At 36.7% G+C, this 20,802-nt stretch carries 20 protein-coding genes; 6 read left to right on the forward strand and 14 right to left on the reverse strand.

From position 1 onward, the window contains the following. Nucleotides 1-40: 40 nt before the first annotated feature. Nucleotides 41-436, reverse strand: coding sequence for a DUF4809 family protein (locus tag DOK78_RS01095; protein ID WP_243430373.1), 396 nt, complete (start codon nt 434-436; stop codon nt 41-43). 138 nt (nt 437-574) lie between these two features. Here DOK78_RS01095 and DOK78_RS01100 point away from each other — a divergent pair, with 138 nt between their 5' ends. Beyond that, nucleotides 575-856, forward strand: coding sequence for a hypothetical protein (locus DOK78_RS01100; protein ID WP_207871818.1), 282 nt, complete (start codon nt 575-577; stop codon nt 854-856). A 263-nt stretch (nt 857-1,119) separates the two neighbouring features. Here DOK78_RS01100 and DOK78_RS01105 read toward each other — a convergent pair whose 3' ends face one another. From DOK78_RS01105 to DOK78_RS01130, 6 genes are all read right to left on the reverse strand, one after another. Then, nucleotides 1,120-3,063, reverse strand: coding sequence for a GTP-binding protein (locus DOK78_RS01105; protein ID WP_207871819.1), 1,944 nt, complete (start codon nt 3,061-3,063; stop codon nt 1,120-1,122). A 76-nt stretch (nt 3,064-3,139) separates the two neighbouring features. Further along, the gene (locus DOK78_RS01110) at nt 3,140-4,165 is read right to left on the reverse strand and encodes an ABC transporter ATP-binding protein (protein ID WP_207871820.1); all 1,026 of its coding nucleotides are present in this window, start codon (nt 4,163-4,165) and stop codon (nt 3,140-3,142) included. Further along, on the reverse strand, nt 4,140-4,970 hold the full coding sequence (locus DOK78_RS01115) for an ABC transporter permease (protein ID WP_207871821.1): 831 nt from the start codon (nt 4,968-4,970) through the stop codon (nt 4,140-4,142). The genes DOK78_RS01110 and DOK78_RS01115 overlap by 26 nt, the downstream gene beginning before the upstream one ends. Continuing rightward, entirely contained in the window at nt 4,967-5,764 is a 798-nt protein-coding gene (locus DOK78_RS01120) for an ABC transporter permease (RefSeq protein WP_207871822.1), read from the reverse strand. Before DOK78_RS01120 ends, DOK78_RS01115 begins: the two co-directional genes overlap by 4 nt. Then, nucleotides 5,761-6,597, reverse strand: a complete 837-nt coding sequence (locus tag DOK78_RS01125; RefSeq protein ID WP_207871823.1) for an alkaline phosphatase family protein — start codon at nt 6,595-6,597, stop codon at nt 5,761-5,763. The genes DOK78_RS01120 and DOK78_RS01125 overlap by 4 nt, the downstream gene beginning before the upstream one ends. Then, on the reverse strand, nt 6,587-7,621 hold the full coding sequence (locus tag DOK78_RS01130; protein WP_422389688.1) for an ABC transporter substrate-binding protein: 1,035 nt from the start codon (nt 7,619-7,621) through the stop codon (nt 6,587-6,589). The genes DOK78_RS01125 and DOK78_RS01130 overlap by 11 nt, the downstream gene beginning before the upstream one ends. A 259-nt stretch (nt 7,622-7,880) precedes the next feature. Here DOK78_RS01130 and DOK78_RS01135 point away from each other — a divergent pair, with 259 nt between their 5' ends. The 3 genes from DOK78_RS01135 to DOK78_RS01145 all read left to right on the forward strand — a co-directional run bounded on the left by DOK78_RS01135 (nt 7,881) and on the right by DOK78_RS01145 (nt 11,735). Further along, nucleotides 7,881-8,606: a DUF554 domain-containing protein gene (locus DOK78_RS01135; RefSeq protein ID WP_207871825.1), complete on the forward strand. Its 726-nt coding sequence runs from the start codon at nt 7,881-7,883 to the stop codon at nt 8,604-8,606. A 95-nt stretch (nt 8,607-8,701) separates the two neighbouring features. Beyond that, the gene (locus DOK78_RS01140; protein WP_207871826.1) at nt 8,702-10,144 is read left to right on the forward strand and encodes a DUF1958 domain-containing protein; all 1,443 of its coding nucleotides are present in this window, start codon (nt 8,702-8,704) and stop codon (nt 10,142-10,144) included. A gap of 169 nt (nt 10,145-10,313) precedes the next feature. After that, nucleotides 10,314-11,735, forward strand: coding sequence for a helix-turn-helix domain-containing protein (locus tag DOK78_RS01145; protein WP_207871827.1), 1,422 nt, complete (start codon nt 10,314-10,316; stop codon nt 11,733-11,735). A gap of 36 nt (nt 11,736-11,771) precedes the next feature. On the opposite strand, the gene DOK78_RS01150 is transcribed toward DOK78_RS01145, so the two are convergent. The 7 genes from DOK78_RS01150 to DOK78_RS01180 form a co-directional block, all read right to left on the reverse strand. After that, a complete protein-coding gene (locus DOK78_RS01150; protein ID WP_207871828.1) occupies nt 11,772-12,068 on the reverse strand; it encodes a hypothetical protein in 297 nt (98 codons plus the stop codon). Nucleotides 12,069-12,072: 4 nt separating this feature from the next. Further along, nucleotides 12,073-13,596, reverse strand: coding sequence for an ABC-F family ATP-binding cassette domain-containing protein (locus DOK78_RS01155; protein WP_207871829.1), 1,524 nt, complete (start codon nt 13,594-13,596; stop codon nt 12,073-12,075). Nucleotides 13,597-13,900: 304 nt separating this feature from the next. Further along, a complete protein-coding gene (locus DOK78_RS01160; protein WP_207871830.1) occupies nt 13,901-14,584 on the reverse strand; it encodes a 5'-methylthioadenosine/adenosylhomocysteine nucleosidase in 684 nt (227 codons plus the stop codon). A gap of 1 nt (nt 14,585) precedes the next feature. Further along, on the reverse strand, nt 14,586-15,446 hold the full coding sequence (locus DOK78_RS01165; RefSeq protein WP_207871831.1) for a MetQ/NlpA family ABC transporter substrate-binding protein: 861 nt from the start codon (nt 15,444-15,446) through the stop codon (nt 14,586-14,588). 13 nt (nt 15,447-15,459) lie between these two features. Then, nucleotides 15,460-16,236 carry an SDR family oxidoreductase gene (locus tag DOK78_RS01170; RefSeq protein WP_207871832.1) on the reverse strand — a complete coding sequence of 259 codons (777 nt, stop codon included), beginning with the start codon at nt 16,234-16,236 and terminating at the stop codon, nt 15,460-15,462. A gap of 108 nt (nt 16,237-16,344) precedes the next feature. Continuing rightward, complete coding sequence (locus DOK78_RS01175; protein ID WP_207871833.1) at nt 16,345-16,821, reverse strand: S-ribosylhomocysteine lyase; 477 nt, start codon at nt 16,819-16,821, stop codon at nt 16,345-16,347. 32 nt (nt 16,822-16,853) lie between these two features. Beyond that, nucleotides 16,854-17,960, reverse strand: coding sequence for a 5-methyltetrahydropteroyltriglutamate--homocysteine S-methyltransferase (locus tag DOK78_RS01180; protein ID WP_207871849.1), 1,107 nt, complete (start codon nt 17,958-17,960; stop codon nt 16,854-16,856). 468 nt (nt 17,961-18,428) lie between these two features. Here DOK78_RS01180 and DOK78_RS01185 point away from each other — a divergent pair, with 468 nt between their 5' ends. Further along, complete coding sequence (locus DOK78_RS01185) at nt 18,429-19,433, forward strand: LacI family DNA-binding transcriptional regulator (RefSeq protein ID WP_207871834.1); 1,005 nt, start codon at nt 18,429-18,431, stop codon at nt 19,431-19,433. Next, nucleotides 19,430-20,800 carry a glycoside hydrolase family 1 protein gene (locus DOK78_RS01190; RefSeq protein WP_207871835.1) on the forward strand — a complete coding sequence of 457 codons (1,371 nt, stop codon included), beginning with the start codon at nt 19,430-19,432 and terminating at the stop codon, nt 20,798-20,800. Before DOK78_RS01185 ends, DOK78_RS01190 begins: the two co-directional genes overlap by 4 nt. The last annotated feature ends 2 nt before the right edge of the window (nt 20,801-20,802 follow it).

Here is a 20,802-nt window from a genome sequence, read left to right on the forward strand (position 1 = left end):
CCATTAGCATAGACTATCACGTAACGTGAGACGCAAATAATTATTCACCTATTATAAATTCAACTGCCTTTATTTCAAAAATCTCAGTTAAAACCTCATTGGCTTTATGAAATATTACAGAGTGATCTTTACTAGGCATACAAACGACTTCTTTCTGATCGGATTTGTAGATACTTTTTCCATATTCATCTAAAAACTGAACTTTTTTCCCATCACGTTGAAACGCCACATATTCATCCATAAAATCTAAAACTAATTCTTGACGAAATCCTGAGTTTAAAACGATCGCCATAACTAACGAAGACACATCCAAATCTTCTAAGGGCGTATTGAGCTGTCCTAGTGTAAGACTATAGGAGGTTGTTTTGACAGTTGGACACGCGTTACATCCTCCATTGATTAAATCAGTTGAATAATGAATCGTTGCTTGCATCATTGTTTCCACCTTCCTTTGTGATTATATTAACATATATGGTGATAATTACTACTATCAACTATTTAGAATGAGAACTTTTCTTGTTTGCTTCCCAAGAAAGCGCTATAATTAGCTTATTACATATAGGAGGGAATAATGATGAAAAAATGGTTGTTAATTGATTTGATTCTAATTTTTCTATTTGTCCTTTTTGATTTTTTAGATTACCAAAGCCTTAGTGAATGGCTTTTTATTCCAGCCTTCTTTATATTTATTGGAATAGTTATTACTATTCTGTTCAAAAAAAGACATGGTTATGTGGCGTACTTTCGATACACTGTAAAATTCACTGAGTTCCCCTTGATAAACCCTAAGGAATCGCCTGAACCACCCCAAGGTATTCAAATTTTAGAAGTAAATGATAAAATAAAGAATGGCTGATTTTAAGCAAATTAAGCAAAGAAGAAATTCAAAAATCAATAGATAATTACCTAGATAAAAACCAAGAGATTACCGATGGAACTACAAAAATTGTAATTTCTCCTTATATTCATGCTGCTTTTGGTGCTTTATAACAAAAAATAGCTTGTGATATAAATCTGTTAACAATAAAGTGCTTGAACGCCAAAAATTTGCTTGATTGTGGCAAGTTTTTGGCGTTCAGATATTTTTGACTTCTTTCTACTCATCTTACAAAATCTTTTTTATTTCAATTGGATATGACATTTTTCGTCAACTTGATCCCAAGTTACATCATATCCTTTACCTTTTGCAAAGAAAATTGAATTGGGTGTATGGTTTAAATCATTGATTGGATTGTATGGATACTTTTCTAAAACGTCTGCTTGATTATGACAAGGATAATACCCTTTAACGGTCGTTGTTAAACGTCCTTTATTTTTGGTAAATGATGCAAATTCAATTGGATATTCTAAAAAATTCGCTACAGGAACCATTCCTTCGATGGTAGTTGTATAGTCATCGGCTTCTTCAATCGGTGCAATCTCTCCTTTGTATTTTTGCAAGTCAGTCACAACCTTTCCTACCAAATCTGTAGAAACGACAATTTTAACTTGATACCAGGGTTCTAGTAATTGACTAGTTGCTTTCATTAAGCCTTGACGCACCGCACGATAAGTCGCTTCACGAAAATCCCCACCTTTCGTTTCAGGATGATGCGCAATCCCAGCCAGTAAGGTAATAGTTACATCCGTCAGTGGTGCACCAATTAATACCCCACGATGCGTTTTTTCGATTAAATGATTTAAGATACCTTTTTGATAATTGATTGCTAATTGTTCTAAAGAACATTGATTTTTTAATACAATGCCTTGCCCTCGAACACCTGGTTCCATCCAAAAGGCCACTTCTGCATAATGACGAAGTGGTTCATAGTGTCCATTTCCTCGAACAGGTGCTAACAAGGTTTCTTTGTATAAGACACTCGGTTTTGAAAAAGTAATGGTTGCATTAAAACGACGTGCAAAATTTTCTTCAATATAATCCATTTGAATTTGCCCAACAACTTGAATGAATACTTCGTTCGTCTCTTCTTCATAACGAACATGCAATGACGGATCTTCTTCCTCTAATTGCGCGAAAGCTGACAATAATTCGTCACTAGATAATGCAGAGACTATTTGCACTTCTAACGCCGGTTCACGGGTCAATGATTGCACGGGTGGTATTTGTTCTAAAGAAACATCGGTTGTCGAAAAAACATCGCCGATTCTCAATTGGGAAAGACCCGTTACACCAACAATTTCACCTGCTTGCGCTGTTTGAATCGCGCTTAATTTATTACGTTGGACAAATAATTGATTTATTTTCATTTCGCTATTGGGTAATTGAGGACTATGTAGACGATTTTTTACTGAAAATTGTCCAGACAACACTTTTATTAAATGATAGCGTTGGCCTTTTTCCGTTAAAATTTTATAGACTTGTCCAATATTTTCGGAATTACTGGCAGGAAGCTGTACTTCCATTAATAAGTCTAATAACGTATCAATTCCTTCAAGTTGAGCAGCGGAACCACAGATGATTGGAAAAATCTTTCGTTGGCGGACTGCGCGACTAAATTCTTGCTTGATACTATCTACTGTTGCCTCCTCCATCTGATTCAGCCATTCATCATCGAGTAAGGCCCAATTTTCTTGGAAATCCGGTGTCGCCAAATGATTTCCTACCATAATAAAACGTTCATCTAGTTGTTCTAAACTTGCTAGTGCTTTTGGAACATTGCTTGTCGGTAAATCACATTTATTGATAAAAATCATCAGAGGTACTTGATAGGTGGCACATAAATCAATAATAGTCTCCGTATAACCCGTCGCGCCTTCTGTGGCACTCAATAAAACAATCGCTAAATCCGTGACCTGTAAACTCCGCTCCATCTCAAAAGTTAAATCCATATGTCCTGGCGTATCAATCAATGTAAACCCCTCTTGATAATCGACTGAGATTGGTTTACTTAAAAAGGTAATGCCTCGTTTGCGTTCTAGTGGATCATAGTCAAAGAAAGTCGTCCCTTTGTTGACATTTCCTAATTGAGAAATTTGTCCGCTTTTGTATAATAATGCCTCTGTTAAGGTTGTTTTCCCAGCATCTACGTGTGAAAAAATACCAATGACTTTTTTTCTATTCATTTATTTCGCCTCGTCTCTGTCTTACAATCCATTGTAACCAAAAAAACACCTACCAACAACGGTAAGTGTCTCAAGCTTATTCATTCACAACTCGCTGCACATCAACCACAATCACATCTTCTGGATCAATATACAAAAAGTGTGTCTCAGGAATGTCGTGCCAATCATTTAATCGATCAACCAAAATTTCTTTGCCACGATTTGTTTCAAATCGATAACGTCTAATATTGCCTAAAGTACTCACACTTTGTAATTTTACAGGAATACGGAAAGCGCCTTTGGTTTCTCTCGTTGCAATTAATTCTGGACGAACGTAATACAAATGACGATTGCCCATCCCTGAAAAAACAGACGTATATTCATTGAGTTCTTCCCAATCGAAACTTACATTATTCCCAATGAATTCGGCAACAAATGGATTTTCTGGTGAGGTATAGAGTTCAAATGGCGAAGAAGCTTGCACGATTTCACCTGCTTCTAAAACAAAAACTCGATCACTAATTAACATCGCTTCTTCTTGATCATGTGTAACGAATATCATCGTCATATTCAATTCTTTTTGAATATGGCGTAAATCTTTTTGCAATTGTTTGCGAATTTTGGCATCCAATGCACTCAATGGTTCATCTAGTAATAAAATTTTCGGTTCAGTTGCTAGGGCACGTGCCAAAGCCACGCGTTGTTTTTGTCCACCAGATAAGCGTTGAACATTGGTATCGGCAAACTCTGTCAACTGTACTAAATCTAATAGCCGGAACACCCGTTGATTGATGGTTCCTTTTTCTAATTTTCTAGCTTTTAGACCAAATGCAACATTCTCAAAAACAGTCATCGTTGGAAATAAGGCATAATGCTGAAAAACAAAACCAATGTCACGCTCTCTTGTGGGACGATTCTGAATTTCTTCGCCATCTAATTCCAAAATGCCCTCTTGTGGTTGCTCTAAACCAGCAATGCAACGTAATAAGGTTGATTTTCCACAACCACTTGGTCCTAATAAAGTAACGAACTCGCCTTTTTGAACATCAAAAGAGATATCTTTTAAAATTTTTTTGTCACCAAAAGATAAGGATAGATTACGAGTGGTTAAGTAATTTTTCATAAATCGGTTCCTCCATTTTTGCTCTCACCACTATTTTTTTTGTTTGTTTTTTATTGAAATAGAAAATACTAAACGCTGTCACTAATAAAAATAAAAAATACAAGATCATCACAGCACTCGCCACATGACCATTCTCATTCATTCGGCGAAGCATATAAATTCGCAATGTTTCAAATCGTCCACCAATCAATAAGTTGGTTAACATATACTCTCCAAATACCGAAGAAAATACCATCAGGGACACTAAGGTTGTCCCTACTTTCAAATTGGGAATAAGTACGCTACGGATAATTGGAAACATTGGCACGCCTAATGTTTCAGCAGCTTCTACTAATTCTTTCATGTTAACCAATTTCATTTGGTTACTAATACCTAAGTAAACAATTGGTAACATTGAAATAAACAACGCCCCTAATAACACAAAAAACATTGGTATATTAGACTTAGAATAGGTTCTAAGTAATGCAGTAACTAAAATAACCCCAGGGATGGCATAAGGTAATAAAACAATTTTTTGCAAGGCTTGATCCCAGCGTGGAAAGTACAAATGAATCCAAATCATTGTTGGGACTAAAACAATAAAAACGATTACGGTCATCAAAGTTGCTAAGAGAAGTGAACGACCAACTGCCCCTAAAAACGCCCCATCACTTAATAATTGAACAAACCATTGCAAAGTAAAATCATCGGGGAAAATACTTTTTTCCCATGAAGTTGAACTCGCATAAAAAAAGGTTGCTAACAATGGACTGAGATAATAAATGGCAAATAAACTTAACGTTAGTGTTACCAGAAATTTTTTCATTTTTTCTCCTTTCGTCCAACAATCGACATTAATGTAATCATCATCAAACCAAATAAGACTGCTAATGCACTCCCCATATTTGGTTTCGCAAAAACATCTCCAGATACTAATGAGGCAATCCGTACCGTCAATAAATTCACATTGCTTCCTGTTAACGCATAGGCCGTTTCATAGGTACCCATTCCGTTGGCAAATAGAATAATAAAGGTTGTGATTAACGAAGGTCGTAAAAATGGCAAAGCTACCTTACGCCAATAATAAAATGCAGTTGTGCCTAAAGTGGCAGAAACTTCTGCCCATTCTTTTTTTAATTCACGCATACTTGGATAAAGAAATAACACGCCTAAGGGAATTTGAAAATAAACATAGGTCAAGCCAAGTCCCCACCATGAATACAGGTCAAAAGCCTGTAAAGACGGCATAACCAATTTCATTACCCCGGCATTACCTAGTAAGATAATAAAGGAAAATGCCAAGGGAATACCCGCAAAATTTGCCGCTAAATTGGAGACAAAGGTGATTTTTTCTTGTGTTTTTTCAGATAGTTGTAACAGGCAAATACATAACACCATTGCACCAGTCAATCCTAAAATACAAGAGACCATGGTTATTAATAAACTATTGAAAAATGCTTGATAATAATACGAGTTGCTGAAAAATTCCGTATAGTTAGTCATGGTCCATGTACCTGTTTGATCACTTTGAAAACTACTTAGTAGCATGAAAATCAGCGGCACAATCAAAAATGCCGCTAACAAACTAATTAATGGGACTAATCCTGCATATTTTTTCATGATTGTTGCCCCCTAGTGTTTCCGATCTGCATTTTATCAGAAGCTTCAATACCTAATAAATTACAAATTAGCGGTGCTACTTCCAATTGATTCATTTGGCGAATACCACTATTTTCTGGAAACTTCGTTGAAAAAATAAATAAGGGAACTTCGCGATGAGCTGCTAGACTACCACCGTGTAATCCTTTATTATCCATCCCATGATCGGCAGTGACTAAAATTTGATAGCCTAGTTGTAACCATTCAGGTAGACACATGCCTAAAATTGTATCAACGTGATTAACCGCAGCAGCATATTCTCTTGAATCTGCTGTAAATTTATGTCCGATATCATCAATATTCATTGAATGAATCAGCATGAAATTAGGGGTATATGTTTGAATAAGATAGTTCGCATCTGCGAAAACATGTGAATCGGGATACCCATCTTCGCTGTAAAAAATACCATGTTGAATAGCTTTATTTTCGTCGTGTTGAATTCGATGACGGGTAATGTCATAGGGAGCTTCATTAAATAATTCACTTTGCCAATAATACGCAGCAGCTCCGGTTTTTCCACCTGCTTGTTTCACTAAATCAAATAAAGAAATTTCTTGTGAGCGGCGCACATGGCCATTAGTCAATATGCCATTACGATAACTTGGTACGCCAGTTCCTAAAACTTCGTATAATGGACGTGAATTACTTGGCATTTCCGCTATTACTTTAATTAACGTCGCTTGTTGATGTTCAACAAAATGATTCATCACACCCATTTGTTCAATCGCAGTGTCATAACGACAGCCATCTAAGACAATCAAAATTAATTTTTCTTCCAGTGCCTTATTTGGCATGGCTAAGAACCTCCTTTTGCCACAATTCAGGTAAGGACATTGCTGTTTCATCCCATGTATCATTGTTTTTGACTGGTTGCGCAGACGTGTAAGCGGAAGCTGGTAATAGTTTGTCAGCAATTTCTTGTGGTAATTCTACATTTTCACGAATTGGACGAGCATACCCTTTGGCTAAATTAATTTGACCTTCATCGGATAAAATATATTCACGAGCTAATTTCGCTGCATTTGGATGAGGGGCATTTTTATTAATGATAGTGGTATACCCACTAATTACTGAACCATCGGTAGGAATCGTTACTTCAAATCGCTCTGCGTTAATTTGATCGCGATAATTTAATCCATTAAAATCCCAAACAACGGTAACATCAATTTCGCCTTTTTCTAAATTAGCAACACTAGCATCTACTGAAGACAAGCGACCATTTTGGGCTAATTCTTGGAAATACTCTAAGCCTGGTTGAATGTCAGCTTCGTCTCCTCCTTGTGCAATTGCTGCCGCTAATACGGCAAATTGTGCTTGATTGGCTTTGGTAACATCGCCAACAGCTACTTGATAATCGCCTTTTGCCAAATCTGCCCAAGATTTAGGTGCTTCTTTTACATTATTTTTATCGGTTAAAAAGGCGATTGTTCCTGTATAACTCAATAACCAATGCCCGTCTTGATCTTTTGCCCACTCAGGAATTTCTTCCCAATAACTGGTTTTATAAGGCAACGTTAAGTCTTTACTTGCAGCTAATGGTCCAAAACTAATGCCGACATCGCCAATATCTGCGGTTCCTTTTACACCCTCTGACTCAAATTTCGCTAACTCTTCCGCGCTAGACATATCGGTATCTGTATGTTTCAACTCATATTTTTCATTTAAGTCATTCCACGTATCAACCCAGTTAGCCCAAGTATCTGGCATTCCTAAACTAGCAATTTCGCCTTCTTCTTTCGCTTTTTCAATAATCGTTTCTAACGTATCATCCTCAGAAACATTACTTTCTTTTACTTCAGAAGAACATGCGGCTAACATTGGAATTAATGCTGAACTAGCTAATGCTAAAAGTGTAATTTTTTTTGAAATTTTCATTTTTTCACCTCATAATTTGATGACCCAATCGTAACAAAGCTCTTTTAATTTCCGACAAAATTTATGAAAAGAGTCAGTGAAGATTGTAGCTATTTTGTTAACAACGTTAAAATAGTGTAAATTCGAATTTCTAGTTTGCTATTGATAAATTCATCAATCATTTGCTAGACTAAAGCAATAGCGAGTGAAAGAAGGGAAGAAAATGCCAATAGGGGTGTTAATTAACACAGGTGCAATTTTATTAGGAGGAATTCTTGGCGGACTACTTGGTCATCACCTTAGTGAGGAATTTAAAACTAATTTGACGATGATTTTTGGCGTTTGTTCGATGGGTATGGGGATCTATGCCATTGCACCGATGAAATACATGCCAGCAGTTATTTTTGCCTTAGTGATTGGAACTGGATTAGGGTTGATGTGTCGACTTGGCGATAAAATTAATCAAGGTGCTCTGTTGATGCAGCGTCCCATCGCTAGACTTTTTTCATCAGAGCCAACGATGGATGAAGAGGAATTTATCCGTTCACTTGTTACGATTATCGTCTTGTTTTGTGCAAGTGGAACCGGCATCTATGGTAGTTTAGATTCAGGAATGACTGGAGACCATGCGATTTTAGTTTCTAAATCAATTTTGGATTTTTTTACTGCGGCCATTTTTGCGTGTAATTTAGGTTTTGTAGTGTCAATCATCGCCATTCCACAATTAATTATTTTCGGTACGCTATTCTACGCTGCTAAACTCATTTTCCCATTAACAACGCCCGATATGATTTTAGATTTCAAAGCGTGTGGTGGTTTTTTAATGGTAGCAACAGGGTTTCGAATGATTCATGTCAAAATGTTTCCCACAGCCGATATGATTCCCGCAATGATTTTGGTTATGCCTTTTAGTTGGCTTTGGGCAAACTGGATATTGCCATTCTTATAAACAGTTGAGTCAATGACGCTAGACTGTGTCGTTGACTCATTTTTCTAAAATTATGCTAAAATAATAGTTACAACTACATTCAAAGGAGAACTATTTTGAAAACGAAAAAAATCGGATTTCTATTTAGTCTATTGGCTTTTTTCTATATATGCACCACAACAAAGCCGGTGATTGCAGAGACGTTACTTGAGCAAGTCACTCAAAATAATTACAATATTCCCGAAACAGATTTACCAGAAACAGGCATTGTTATTGAAGCGGAAAACGGACAAATTTTTTGGGAACAAGACGCGACTAAAAGCATTGATGCTGCTGAACTGTCTAATTTAATGACGATTTATTTAACTTTAGAAGCCATTCAACAAGGCGAGTTAAGCTTAGACAAAAAAGTCATTGCTACCCAAAACGACGAAGCAATTGGTCAAATTCAATCGTTAAACAACAACAATATTATTGCAGGAATTGAATATACTGTACGTGATTTACTGAAATTAGCGGTTGTGCCTTCATCGAATGTCGCTACGTTGATGCTTGCCAACTTATTAGAAGAGCAAGATGGTCGCTTTGTCACCCAGATGAATAATAAAGCGGTTGAATTGGGGATGACGCAAACGACTTTCAATACGGCCACAGGCATACCGGCTGTTCAATTCAATGGCTATTACCAACCAGAAGGCTATGATTTTGATGCAGGTAATCTAACAACAGCTAAAGATTTAGCCATTCTCGTCTATCATTTGATTCGTGAATTCTCTTCGATTTTAGACATAACCAAAGAACTTTCTTTTACGGTTTTACCAGATTCCTTGTATGAAGAAACATTTGAAACAGATAATGACTCGTTGTATAGTCGCCCTTTTGCCTTTAAAGGGACAGATGGTCTCAAAACAAGCCAATCAACAACTGGATTCAACGCCATCACTACTGCAAAACAAAATGGCTTACGTGTCATTACGGTGGTTACGGGAGTCGGTAACGTATTACGACCTGAGAGTAAACAAGCCGTATTTCCCATCAGTAATACCTTGACGGAACAAGTATTTGATAATTATGAATACAAAGAAATCATTTCTGCAGGACAACAAGAGTTGAATAAACAGACGATTCAAGTAGAAAACGATTGGTATGCTGTTGTAAAAAAAGGTCAACAGCCCACGTTTACTTTAAAAGATAACCAGCTGACATTAACGAAATCTTTACCTATCATATCAGATAGTGTCGCTCCTCTTACGGCTTCTTATCGTGAAGTGACATCACCGATTGAAAAAAATATTGAGCAACATACCTTTTTAGCAAAAATCGTTAATGTCGTCGAAATTACGAAATTGACCATTCTCGCATTAGGAATCGCCTTATTAGGCTTGATTCTCTTATTAATGTCATTTTTCATCCCTATCATGCCGGATAAAAAAAGAAAGAACACCCACCAAAAACGTTCTCGTATCCCTTTCTTACCAACGAAAAAAATCATTCGCTGGGTAGGTATCGGCTTTTGCTTCATTGGTTTCAGTATTTTGTGCATTCAATATATCCTATAATTACAAAGAAGACTCAGAAAATTTTACTGAGTCTTCTTTGGGTTACCAGCAACACATGAATAGTTTCTTATTCTATGAAAATTTGTTAGAATACAGATAATTATAGTGGAGAACGGAGGCTTGAGCCTATTTATTGTTTGTATTTCGAATGATTAAATAGCTAATCGCGATGAAAAGATTAAAAACGAAACTCTTTTTAAAAATTGAAATCATTGAAATTTTAGATAATGAGCAGGACTTTTTATCTATGCAGCAATTAGCGCATGATTTGGGGGACATCACTCTAAATAATGTACGTTTAACATGTTTAGAATTGAAGGAAGATTTTGAAAAAATCTATCCTAACAATGAAGTTGAACTTGTCATCAATACACGTTACGGCATCAAGCTTATCCATCAAGGTATTGATCTACAACGCTTAGTTGAAAATTTTTTTGTGGATGACTTGAGTTATAAAATCTATCAGGCACTATTTTTAAACAAAGAAGTCATTACAGATGATTTTTGCGAACAACATTATATCTCAAAATCAACGCTTGCTCGCTATTTACAACGCTTAAATAACCTGTTAAGCCAACGACAATTGCGCATCTTTCTATCCGATAAAATGACACTTTCCGGACCTGTCAGTAAAATATGTTCCAATTATCAATATTATTTCTTCTTGGTTCACCGACGTTTGGATCGTTTAACATGGTTTCCAGAAATAGAAAAATATGTACAGCTTACGAAACAAGTTTTTGCTTATTTGGACATCGAGCCCACTGATGACAACCAGCAATTTTTGGGATTATTCGTTTTGATTATCTCACAAAATAGTAAGCGTTATGGTGGCGTAACCTTAGAAGAGCCTACCATGCGTTACCATTCTTCTTATCATTTTAATACGAAAAGACCAGACTTTCTCCCAGAATGGACTGAAATTGATTGGGACTTCTTCTTGTTGACGCTGTATGCTACGAACTTCATCCCAAACGATAACGTCCTTCAAACGATAAAGCCCTATATTTTTGAAGAAGATATCGCCTTATGTTTGACTACCTTTGAAAAATATTTTCGTCCCTTAACAGAAGATGAAACAGATACTTTAGCCGCTTCATTAGACCGACATATCCTATTTCACACCATGTTTTTAGTGAATAATTTTCTGCTAAGTATGTTTGGTCTTACTAATTTTAATAGTTTCAATGAAGATTTTCCTTTTTATCAACAGCAATTCACCCAGTTTTGGGAAGAATTAGAGACAAAATCGAACCAATTTAACGGTAGCGATTACCTTAGATTTAAACTTTTTCTGATTTGCACCTCCTTGGTTGATCCCAAAGCGTTTAATCCAACTGTAAAATTATTTGTTCATTCGGATATTGCTCATACACATCGCTCATTTATGGAAAAACGTATTAGTTATTTTTTATTGAGATATAATGTGCTTTTTGTGGAAAATGTAAACCAATCTGATGTAATTATCAGTACTTTCCAAAACACTGACTTGGGTCACTCCCCTGTTATCCATGTCTATCCCTCTTTATCCAATAAAGATTTAAAAAATATTGAAGACTTTTTAAATGAAACATTTATGCACAAAAAATGAGGCGCTGTGTCAGAACAGGCGCCTCATGTATCTTATTTATTTCTCGGTATCTATCTCAAATCCATCAAATACTTCACCATCATAATATTTCAATAACTGCTCAACACTTAATAGCGATGAGGTCATTTCCTCGGTAGATTCTTCGACAACTTGACTTTCCACATATTCTTGATAATGTTCCATCAACTTTCGATACATCTCTACTTTGGAATTCCCTTCTCCAGTAATGAATGGCAGCTCTCTAAGATAACCTGAATAAACGGGCCTATCTTCAAGCACCTCAACAGGTAACTCCATTACAGTTAAATGTAAATCTTTGAATTGTTCAAACATTTGCTTATCCCTCGATTTCAATGACACGTTCTACAAAATTTTCATAAAAATCTTGTTCATGAGATACCACAATAACGGTTCCTTCATATTCTGCCAAACTTTTTTGTAAGCTTTCTTTCGTTTCTTGATCGATATGATTGGTCGGCTCATCCAAAATCAATAAATTGCCTTCTGTCATGGTCATTTGTGCTAATTTTACTTTGGTTTGCTCTCCACCACTTAACATTTTCAATGGTTCTTGAGCCAGTTGATTAACCAGCCCAGCTCTTGATAATTGGCGTCTTAAATCTTTAACTGTTGCTTTTTCGTATAAATTACCTAGGTATTGCAGAGGTGTTTCTAAGGGAGATTCCCAAACCAATTCTTGAGAAAAATAATTAATTTTCGTATTGGCTGGGAAATGGTACTCTCCAGAAATAGCTGGAATTTCGCCAATCAGTGTTTTCAATAAAGTGGACTTTCCAATACCATTAAAACCACGAATCGCAATCTTTTCTCCATAACGAATAGTTAAATTAATCGGATTTAACAATGGCTTATCATAGCCTACCACTAACGCATCTGTGGTTAATGCTAAGGTACTGACAATAGGTTTATAAGGAAACTGAAAATTTGGTTTCGCCGTATCACTTGGTGGGGTTAAACGCTCAATTTTATCTAATTGCTTCTCACGACTTTTTGCCATTGTTGAACGTGACCCAGCTTTATATTTACGAATATATGCTTCGGTTTTTTCTATATGACGTTTTTGCGATTCGTATTGGCGTAAATAACTTTCTCGATTCGCTTCTTTTTGTTTCAACGCTTTTGTTAAATTTCCTGTATATTTAGTTAATTGTCCGAATTCGATATCCGCAATATGAGTTGTAATATCATTTAGAAAAGCTCGGTCATGTGAAATCACAAGGAAGGTCCCATTAAAGCTTTTCAAAAAATCAGTCAACCATTGCACATGGGTGTCATCCAAATGGTTCGTTGGTTCGTCTAAAACCAACATATCGGGTTTTTCCAATAACAATTTGGCTAAAATAACTTTTGATCGTTGTCCACCACTTAAATTCTTTAATAAACTATCTAAACCCAACACATCAATGCCTAAACCAGTTGCCATCTCTTGAATCAAGGTGTTCATTTGATAGAATTCTCCTTGATCGAGTTGTGTTTGCAGACGACCCGCGCGTTCTAATAGTTTATCTTCCAACGTTTCACTATAGGTTGTATACAATTCGGTAATTTCTTGCTCAATATCTAATTCTTTCTGGAAAGCTGTTTTCAGAAATTCTTCAATCGTTAACGTTTCGTTCACTCGAACATATTGATCTAAATACCCCATATGACAGTTTTTCGCAATTTCTACACGTCCATCATCGGGTAATTGTTCTCCTGTAATAATCTTGATTAACGTCGACTTTCCGGCACCATTTTGTCCGATTAAACCGACATGTTCGCCTTTATTGACTTGTAGATTCAAATTTTCATATAAAATTTTATCTCCAAATTGTTGGGTAATGTTAATTAAACTTAGCATTTTTTCTCTCCATTTCTTTATCTGTACAAACAAACAGCCGTAGACGCATTGTCCACGGCTTTATCTATCACTCATCAAAAAGGACACCACAAATAAACCTCGTCCTTTTTGATGAAGTATCTAACGCGTGCTCTTAACAATGCTTCATCTTCACTTGTTAAGAGCTGCTTTTCTGATAAATTTTAAATAGGATTGGTAAAACATGACAATCATCCTTTCTAATCACACGTTAGTCTAACACGCGTTAGAAAAATTGTCCACTTGCCACTATTAAAAAAACTGGTGCCAATCGACACCAGTTTTTTTATCCCCATTGTTCTAAAAGAATCTTCACTGCTTGAAAGGCTTGCTCTGCGGCATGATCTAGCGTATCGTCAAATGTATCGGGTGCTGCATCCCCCACATGGTCGGAAATCCCACGCACATTGACAATTGGAATCTCATAAAAACTTGCTACTTGAGCTAAAGAGCAACTTTCCATATCTGAAGCAGCAATCGTTGGAAAGACTTGGCGGATAGCCGCAATAGATTGCGTATCACTCATGAAAGAATCTGACGTCACAATCGTTCCTAAATGCGCAGTAATTGCACCATCTTTGAGCGCTTCTTCAATCTTAGCTAACCATTCTTCAGCCACAGGATAATCAGCTGGCATTTGTGGTACTTGACCAAACGCATAGTTAAATCCGGTTGCATCAACATCACTATAAACAAATTTGTCCGTATAGACGACATCACCTAATGCAAAATCGGAACGAAAAGAACCCGTTGTTCCTGTATTAATAATTACATCTGGTTGAATTTTTTCACAAAGCCAAGCCGCCGTAGCAGCAGCATTGGTTTTGCCAATGCCTGATTCCACTAGGTACAATGACTCATTCACTTGTTCAATAACGGTTTTTCCTTTACGCCAAACAACGGTTGTAGCAAAGTTCGCCCGAAATGGTGCCAACTCTTCTTCCATTGCGGCAACAACTGCAATTTTCACTTTAGTCCTCCCATACATCGCTGACTGGTTCATCGACTTCTACTTTTGTTCCATCAAATTTTTCAGCTACAAATTCTTGCACTTTTGGATCATGGTACAATTCGCCTAATTTTTGGAGTGCTTCTTCATCTGCCCGATCTTCTTTAACGGCAATAATATTGATACTTTTACGGGTGGTTGCATCGGCTTCTTCACGATAAATAGAATCTTCCAACACATTTAGACCGCCTTCAAAAGCAATCGTATTGCTAATTAACACTAAATCAACATCCGGTAACACACGCGGACCAGTCAAATCATCAATTAATGTAAATTCTAAGTTTTTAGGATTTTCGACCACATCATCTGGCGTACCAATTCCATCATCAAAATCATCTTTTAGTTTAATCAAACCAGCTGATTCTAATACACGTAAACCTCGTGTCGTATTTGATGGATTGTCAGCTAGCGCAACCGTAGCACCATCTGTAATTTCTTCTACAGATTTGAATTTATTGGAATAAATTCCCATTGGTTCAATATAGGTTGTTGCTACAGGAACGAGTTTAACGGGACTTTCTGCGTTAAAGCTTTCAAGATAACCAATCGATTGAAAGGCATTCGCATCAGCATCACCATCCGCAACGGCATTATTGGTAATTGCGCCACCTGTTATGTCTTGCACTTCAAGTTTAATTCCCGCTTCTTTCGCCGCATCTGATTCTGCAATAAAGCGCCAAATTTCTGCATCTGGTCCAACTGAAGCAATTCGAATTGTTTCTTCTTTTGACGCTTCTTTAGTTTCTTCTGTTTTTTCTTGATTGCCACAAGCCCCTAGCAAAAGGACACTTGCTATCAATAAACCACTTAACCATTTTTTCATTTGATTCGCTCCTTTAATTCATTGTCATACCGCCTGTTACATTTACTGCTTGCCCTGTCATATAACTAGCTAACGGGCTTGCCAAGAATAAAACAACATTGGCGACATCTTGTGGCGTACCTGTCCGTCCTAGAGGTACTTGACTATTGTCTTCTTCAAGAACCTCTTGTGCTGTCATGCCACGAATGGCTCCTCCTTCAATGCGCTCACGATGTTTCATCGGTGTTTCAATAATTCCTGGACAAACAGCATTAACTAAGATTCCTTGATTGGCTACTTCTAATGCTAAGGTTTTACACAAGCCCAATACGGCATGTTTAGAAGCAACATAAGCTGACATCCCTCGATACCCATTTTTTCCTGCTTGCGAGGCAATAAAAAGAATGCGCCCTTTTTTCTGATGTTTTTGCATTAATTTAGCAATATATTTACTACTTAAATAAGCACCTCGAGTATTAACAGCGAGTACCTTATCAAAATCAGAAGTTTTACTTTCAGTTAGAAAATCCATGGTGGAAATTCCAGCTACATCCACAAATACCTCGGGAATCACTTGGTCATTCTCTAATTGTTCCACAAGGTTTTGAAGCGCAGATTCTTGACTAATATCTAAATGTACATGGTAAAGCTGCTCGTTTATTTTTGTCAATTGCTCTTCTTCAAAGCCAATATCCGCAGAAATTACCCGCGCGCCTTCTTTTAAAAAGGTTGCTACGACAGCTTCGCCAATGCCTTGTTTACTTCCAATGACTAAAACAACTTTATCAACTAATTCTGAAAAATATCCCACCTGTCATCCTCCTCAACAATATGCGTCACATTGTTGTATTTCAGCTAAAAAAATCCCTTGCTGCTACCTACCCATTGCCTCGTTTTCCCAAGGGAATGACATGAGCTTTTATTTAACTACATTGCGCTCAAACGCATCATCACTAATGCCTTGTTCTATTACCAATTTGGCATATTCTTTTGCACCAAATAACGAATGGTCACGATAATTTCCACATTCTTTTTCAGATACGCCTTGAATATCTTCAAATTTTGTTTCATTCACAATAATCGTTAATACTTCCGTTAATGCTTTCGCAACTTCAGTAGCACTTGGTACACCCCATGTAATTAAATGGAAACCTGTACGGCAACCGAATGGCGAAATATCAATAATTCCTTCCAATCGGTCACGCAATAAGTCAGCTAACAAATGTTCTAATGTATGAATGGTTCCTGTTGGCATTTCTTTTTCATTTGGTTGCAAAAAGCGCAAATCATAATTCGCAATAACATCGCCTTTAGTACCATGTTCTTCTGCAATTAAACGCACATAAGGTGCTTTTACCTTTGTATGATCTAGGGTGAAACTTTCTACTTCTGCCATAATTTTATTCCTCCTATTTTTCGATAGAGCAACTATTGGTCGCCCCATACTTCCTTAGCTGTTTCAATAATTAATGCGAATTTTTTCCATTGATCGTCTTCACTCACGTTGTTTCCTTCATGAGTAGAAGAAAAACCACATTGCGGACTTAAACATAATTGATTTAACGGTACATATTGACTTGCTTCTTTAATTCGTGCTTTTAAGACTACTTTGTCTTCTAATTCTGGTGTTTTCGTTGTCACTAAACCTAAAACAATACGTTGGTCTTTGATATTTTGTAATGGTTCAAAACTACCTGAACGTTCATCATCAAATTCCAAGAAAAAGCCTGCAAATGCTTCAATTGATAATAGTCGCTTCGCAATCTTATCATAAGAGCCATTATACAACCAGTGAGACTGAAAATTCCCTTTACAAAAGTGGAATGTAACTGCTAAATCATCCGGTTTGCCTTCTAACACAGCTTCAGTAATATCTCCAAATTCTTGAATCAGCTCGTCTGGATTATAGCCATTATTGGCAATCAAACCACGGAAACGATCATCGAATAATCCGCCCCAACTAGTGTCATCTAATTGTAAATAACGACAACCTGCATCATAAAATCCTTGAATAACCTCACGATAGGTTGCAATTAAATCTTCAATAAAGGCTTCTTTGGTTTCATAGACTGGATTTTCATTGTATTGTTTCGATAAAATAAATGAATCGAGAAAAATCATATTCGGTCCAGGAATCGTTTGTTTGGCAACTGCATCACCAGCATGTTCTTTTGTGAAGCGGAAGTGATCCAAAAATGGATGCGCTAAATCAAAAGATAATTTGCCACTCACATAGGTACCTTGTGCTTCGGTTTTTAAACCAAAAGCAGTGGTTTCAAAATCATAGACGGTAATACCATTCAACCCCGCAATAAAATCAAGATGCCACCAGCGACGACGAAATTCGCCATCTGTAACTGCTTGTAAGCCTACTTCTTTTTGCTTTTCAATCAATGCAATAATCGCCTTGTCTTCCACTGCAGTCAATTCTTCTTTCGTAATAGTTCCCTCTTTAAAGGCTGCGCGTGCTACTTTTAATTCTTCTGGACGTAAGAAACTTCCTACTTGATCCCAACGAAATGGAATAGTCATAATTATATCTCTCCTTTTATTTTATAAAAAAAAGCCCTTAGACATCCTAAGACATCTAAGGGCATTACTCTGCGTTACCACCTTATAACGTAGTATTCTCACAAATACTACCTTCATCAGTACCCACAATTCGTGGAGACTGTTGCTGCTTAACGGAGCAAACCGTATCTTCTTAACTATTCAGAAAATCCACTCAAAAGCCATTTTCGTTGAATCTATTTTTTTATCTCTTTTCAGCTACCGAGACTCTCTAACGAAAAAAACGAATTCACTACTTTCTTTCTCACAGTGTTTATTTATGAAGTTGTAATGAATATATCAGAATTGTTTTCCTAAAGTCAATAGGTAAATTAAATTCTTGAATAACTACAAAAATTTTACAATGTTTTGAAAAAAGGGTTTTCATTTATTTTTATTTATGCTAATCTATTTTTGAATCGATTCAAAAATAGAGCAGAATGGAGGAATGGTATGGCAACAATTCAAGAAGTGGCGGCTCATGCTGGTGTGTCGGTAGGTAGTGTTTCGCGTTATTTAAATGGGCATCAATTAAAACCGACAAATATGGAAAAAATTGCAACTGCTATCAAAACACTAAATTATCAAGAGAACTTTTTGGCACGGGGACTCAAAAATAAACAAACTCGTTCGATTGGATTATTAATGAATCATGTCCAAAATCAATTTTCTGCGACCTTTATTGCGACCGTTTCAGATGAGCTAGAAAAGTTAGGATACAGTATTGTTGTCAGTGCTTTACGAGATGATGCCAGTCGTTTAAAAGAAAAATTAGATTTCCTAATGGCACGACAAATTGATGGACTTTTATTGTTTGAAATTGAGCCAACGACACTTGACCAGCAATATATCAAAGCTTTGACTATTCCTGTTGCTTCGATTAATATCCCTCTGTCTTTAGATAATGTAGATTCGATTGTGATGGATAATCGACAAAGTACTCAAGCCGTGATGGAGAAGATTATCGCCTATGGACATCAACATATTGGTATCATTGCTGCACCCCAACAAGATATTATCGCCAAAGAACGCCTCACAGGTATTCAAGAAGCAGTGAACAAGCACCCTCAAGTAACAGCGACCATTTATTTTGGTGATTATTCGAAAGCAAGTGGTTATCAAAACATGCAGCAATTATTGACACAGGATGTTTCTGCCGTCTTTGTGTGTAATTACAAAATGGCTCTCGGTGCTTTACAAGCACTATATGAAAGTGACCAACAAATTGGCACAGATATTTCTTTTGCCAGCTTCGATTACTTTGATTTAAGTGAAATCGTTTATCCTAAATTAACTGTCCTACGACAACCTATTAAAGAAATTAGTCAATTAGCGGCCAAACGGATGATTGAACGAATTCAAGCAAAAGAACCTTTAACAGCAACAACTTATGTATGTAACAATGATATTTTATGGCGTGATTCTATCGCTAATTTTTTGGAGGACGAAAACAAATGAAAAAATTTCCAGAGAACTTCTTGTGGGGTGCCGCCATTTCAGCACCGCAATCAGAAGGACATAGTTTAACAAATGGCAAGTCAGCTTCGACATGGGATTATTGGTACCAAACGAATCCTGAAAAATTCAACGACAATCAAGGTCCTGCCGATACATCTAATATGTATGAGCTTTATAAAGAAGATTGTCAACGAATGCAAGAGATCGGGTTAAATTCCCTGCGTACGTCAATTGCCTGGACCCGTCTGCTTCCTGATGGAAAAACGGTTAACGATGAAGCGGTGGCTTTTTATCGTGAGTATTTCCAAGAAATGATTCGCTATGGTGTAGAACCAATTGTTAATTTGTTCCATTTTGATATGCCTATGTGGTTAATGGAAAAAGGCGGCTGGGAAATACGTGAATCCGTCGATGCTTTTGCCTTTTATGCAAAAACAGCCTTTGAATTATTTGGCGATATTGTCAAAAAATGGACAACCTTTAACGAACCACTTGTGCATATTGAATGTGGATATTTATTTGAATTTCATTACCCAGCAATTGTTGATTTCAAGAAAGCAGTACAAGTAGGTTACCACACATTAATGGCGCATGCCTATGCTGTGAAAGCTTTTCGAGAAGTGTTACCTGACGGACAAATTGGCTTGATTTTAAATATTTCGCCAGCCTATGCGCGCAGTGATTCTAAAGAAGATTTACAAGCAAAAGAGGCTTCTGATTTATTAAATACGCGTAGTTTCCTTGACCCTGCTATTCATGGCGAAATTCCAGCAGAATTAATTACATTGATTAAAGAACATGAGTTAACACCTGTCACTCAACCAACCGATAAACCAGTTTTAAAAGAGAATACAGTTGATTTTATTGGGTTGAATTATTATCAACCACGACGTGTACAAGCTCCAGAAAATCCTGCCTTCCCAGCAAAAATGCCGAGTGATTTATACGGACATTACGATTGGCCAGAAAAGAAAATTAATCCTTATCGTGGCTGGGAAATTTATCCAAAAGCACTTTACGATGTCGCTCTTATGATGAAAAATGACTACAACAACCTACCTTGGTATGTCAGCGAAAATGGTATGGGCGTAGCCGATGAAGAACGTTTTATGGAAAATGGTATGATTCAAGATGATTATCGCATTGAATTTATGCAAGAACATTTAGAATATCTTCATCAAGGGATTGCAGAAGGAAGCAATTGCTTTGGCTATCATACATGGACCTTTGTTGATTGTTGGTCATGGTTAAATGGCTATCGTAATCGTTATGGTTTTTATCGTGTGGATTTAGAGAATAATTTTGCCCGTAGTTTGAAAAAAAGTGGTATTTGGTATAAACAATTAGCGGAAAATAATGGTTTTTAAAG

It is taken from the genome of Enterococcus sp. DIV2402 (assembly GCF_017426705.2).
Taxonomy (GTDB): domain Bacteria; phylum Bacillota; class Bacilli; order Lactobacillales; family Enterococcaceae; genus Enterococcus_F; species Enterococcus_F lowellii.

Excerpts from the sequence above, each read along its gene's own strand:
- DOK78_RS01095 (WP_243430373.1), bottom strand. The coding sequence starts at position 436 with ATGATGCAAGCAACGATTCATTATTCAACTGATTTAATCAATGGAGGA.
- DOK78_RS01100 (WP_207871818.1), top strand. The coding sequence starts at position 575 with ATGAAAAAATGGTTGTTAATTGATTTGATTCTAATTTTTCTATTTGTC.
- DOK78_RS01105 (WP_207871819.1), bottom strand. The coding sequence starts at position 3,063 with ATGAATAGAAAAAAAGTCATTGGTATTTTTTCACACGTAGATGCTGGG.
- DOK78_RS01110 (WP_207871820.1), bottom strand. The coding sequence starts at position 4,165 with ATGAAAAATTACTTAACCACTCGTAATCTATCCTTATCTTTTGGTGAC.
- DOK78_RS01115 (WP_207871821.1), bottom strand. The coding sequence starts at position 4,970 with ATGAAAAAATTTCTGGTAACACTAACGTTAAGTTTATTTGCCATTTAT.
- DOK78_RS01120 (WP_207871822.1), bottom strand. The coding sequence starts at position 5,764 with ATGAAAAAATATGCAGGATTAGTCCCATTAATTAGTTTGTTAGCGGCA.
- DOK78_RS01125 (WP_207871823.1), bottom strand. The coding sequence starts at position 6,597 with ATGCCAAATAAGGCACTGGAAGAAAAATTAATTTTGATTGTCTTAGAT.
- DOK78_RS01130 (WP_422389688.1), bottom strand. The coding sequence starts at position 7,621 with ATGTTAGCCGCATGTTCTTCTGAAGTAAAAGAAAGTAATGTTTCTGAG.
- DOK78_RS01135 (WP_207871825.1), top strand. The coding sequence starts at position 7,881 with ATGCCAATAGGGGTGTTAATTAACACAGGTGCAATTTTATTAGGAGGA.
- DOK78_RS01145 (WP_207871827.1), top strand. The coding sequence starts at position 10,314 with ATGAAAAGATTAAAAACGAAACTCTTTTTAAAAATTGAAATCATTGAA.
- DOK78_RS01150 (WP_207871828.1), bottom strand. The coding sequence starts at position 12,068 with ATGTTTGAACAATTCAAAGATTTACATTTAACTGTAATGGAGTTACCT.
- DOK78_RS01155 (WP_207871829.1), bottom strand. The coding sequence starts at position 13,596 with ATGCTAAGTTTAATTAACATTACCCAACAATTTGGAGATAAAATTTTA.
- DOK78_RS01165 (WP_207871831.1), bottom strand. The coding sequence starts at position 15,446 with ATGAAAAAATGGTTAAGTGGTTTATTGATAGCAAGTGTCCTTTTGCTA.
- DOK78_RS01175 (WP_207871833.1), bottom strand. The coding sequence starts at position 16,821 with ATGGCAGAAGTAGAAAGTTTCACCCTAGATCATACAAAGGTAAAAGCA.
- DOK78_RS01185 (WP_207871834.1), top strand. The coding sequence starts at position 18,429 with ATGGCAACAATTCAAGAAGTGGCGGCTCATGCTGGTGTGTCGGTAGGT.
- DOK78_RS01190 (WP_207871835.1), top strand. The coding sequence starts at position 19,430 with ATGAAAAAATTTCCAGAGAACTTCTTGTGGGGTGCCGCCATTTCAGCA.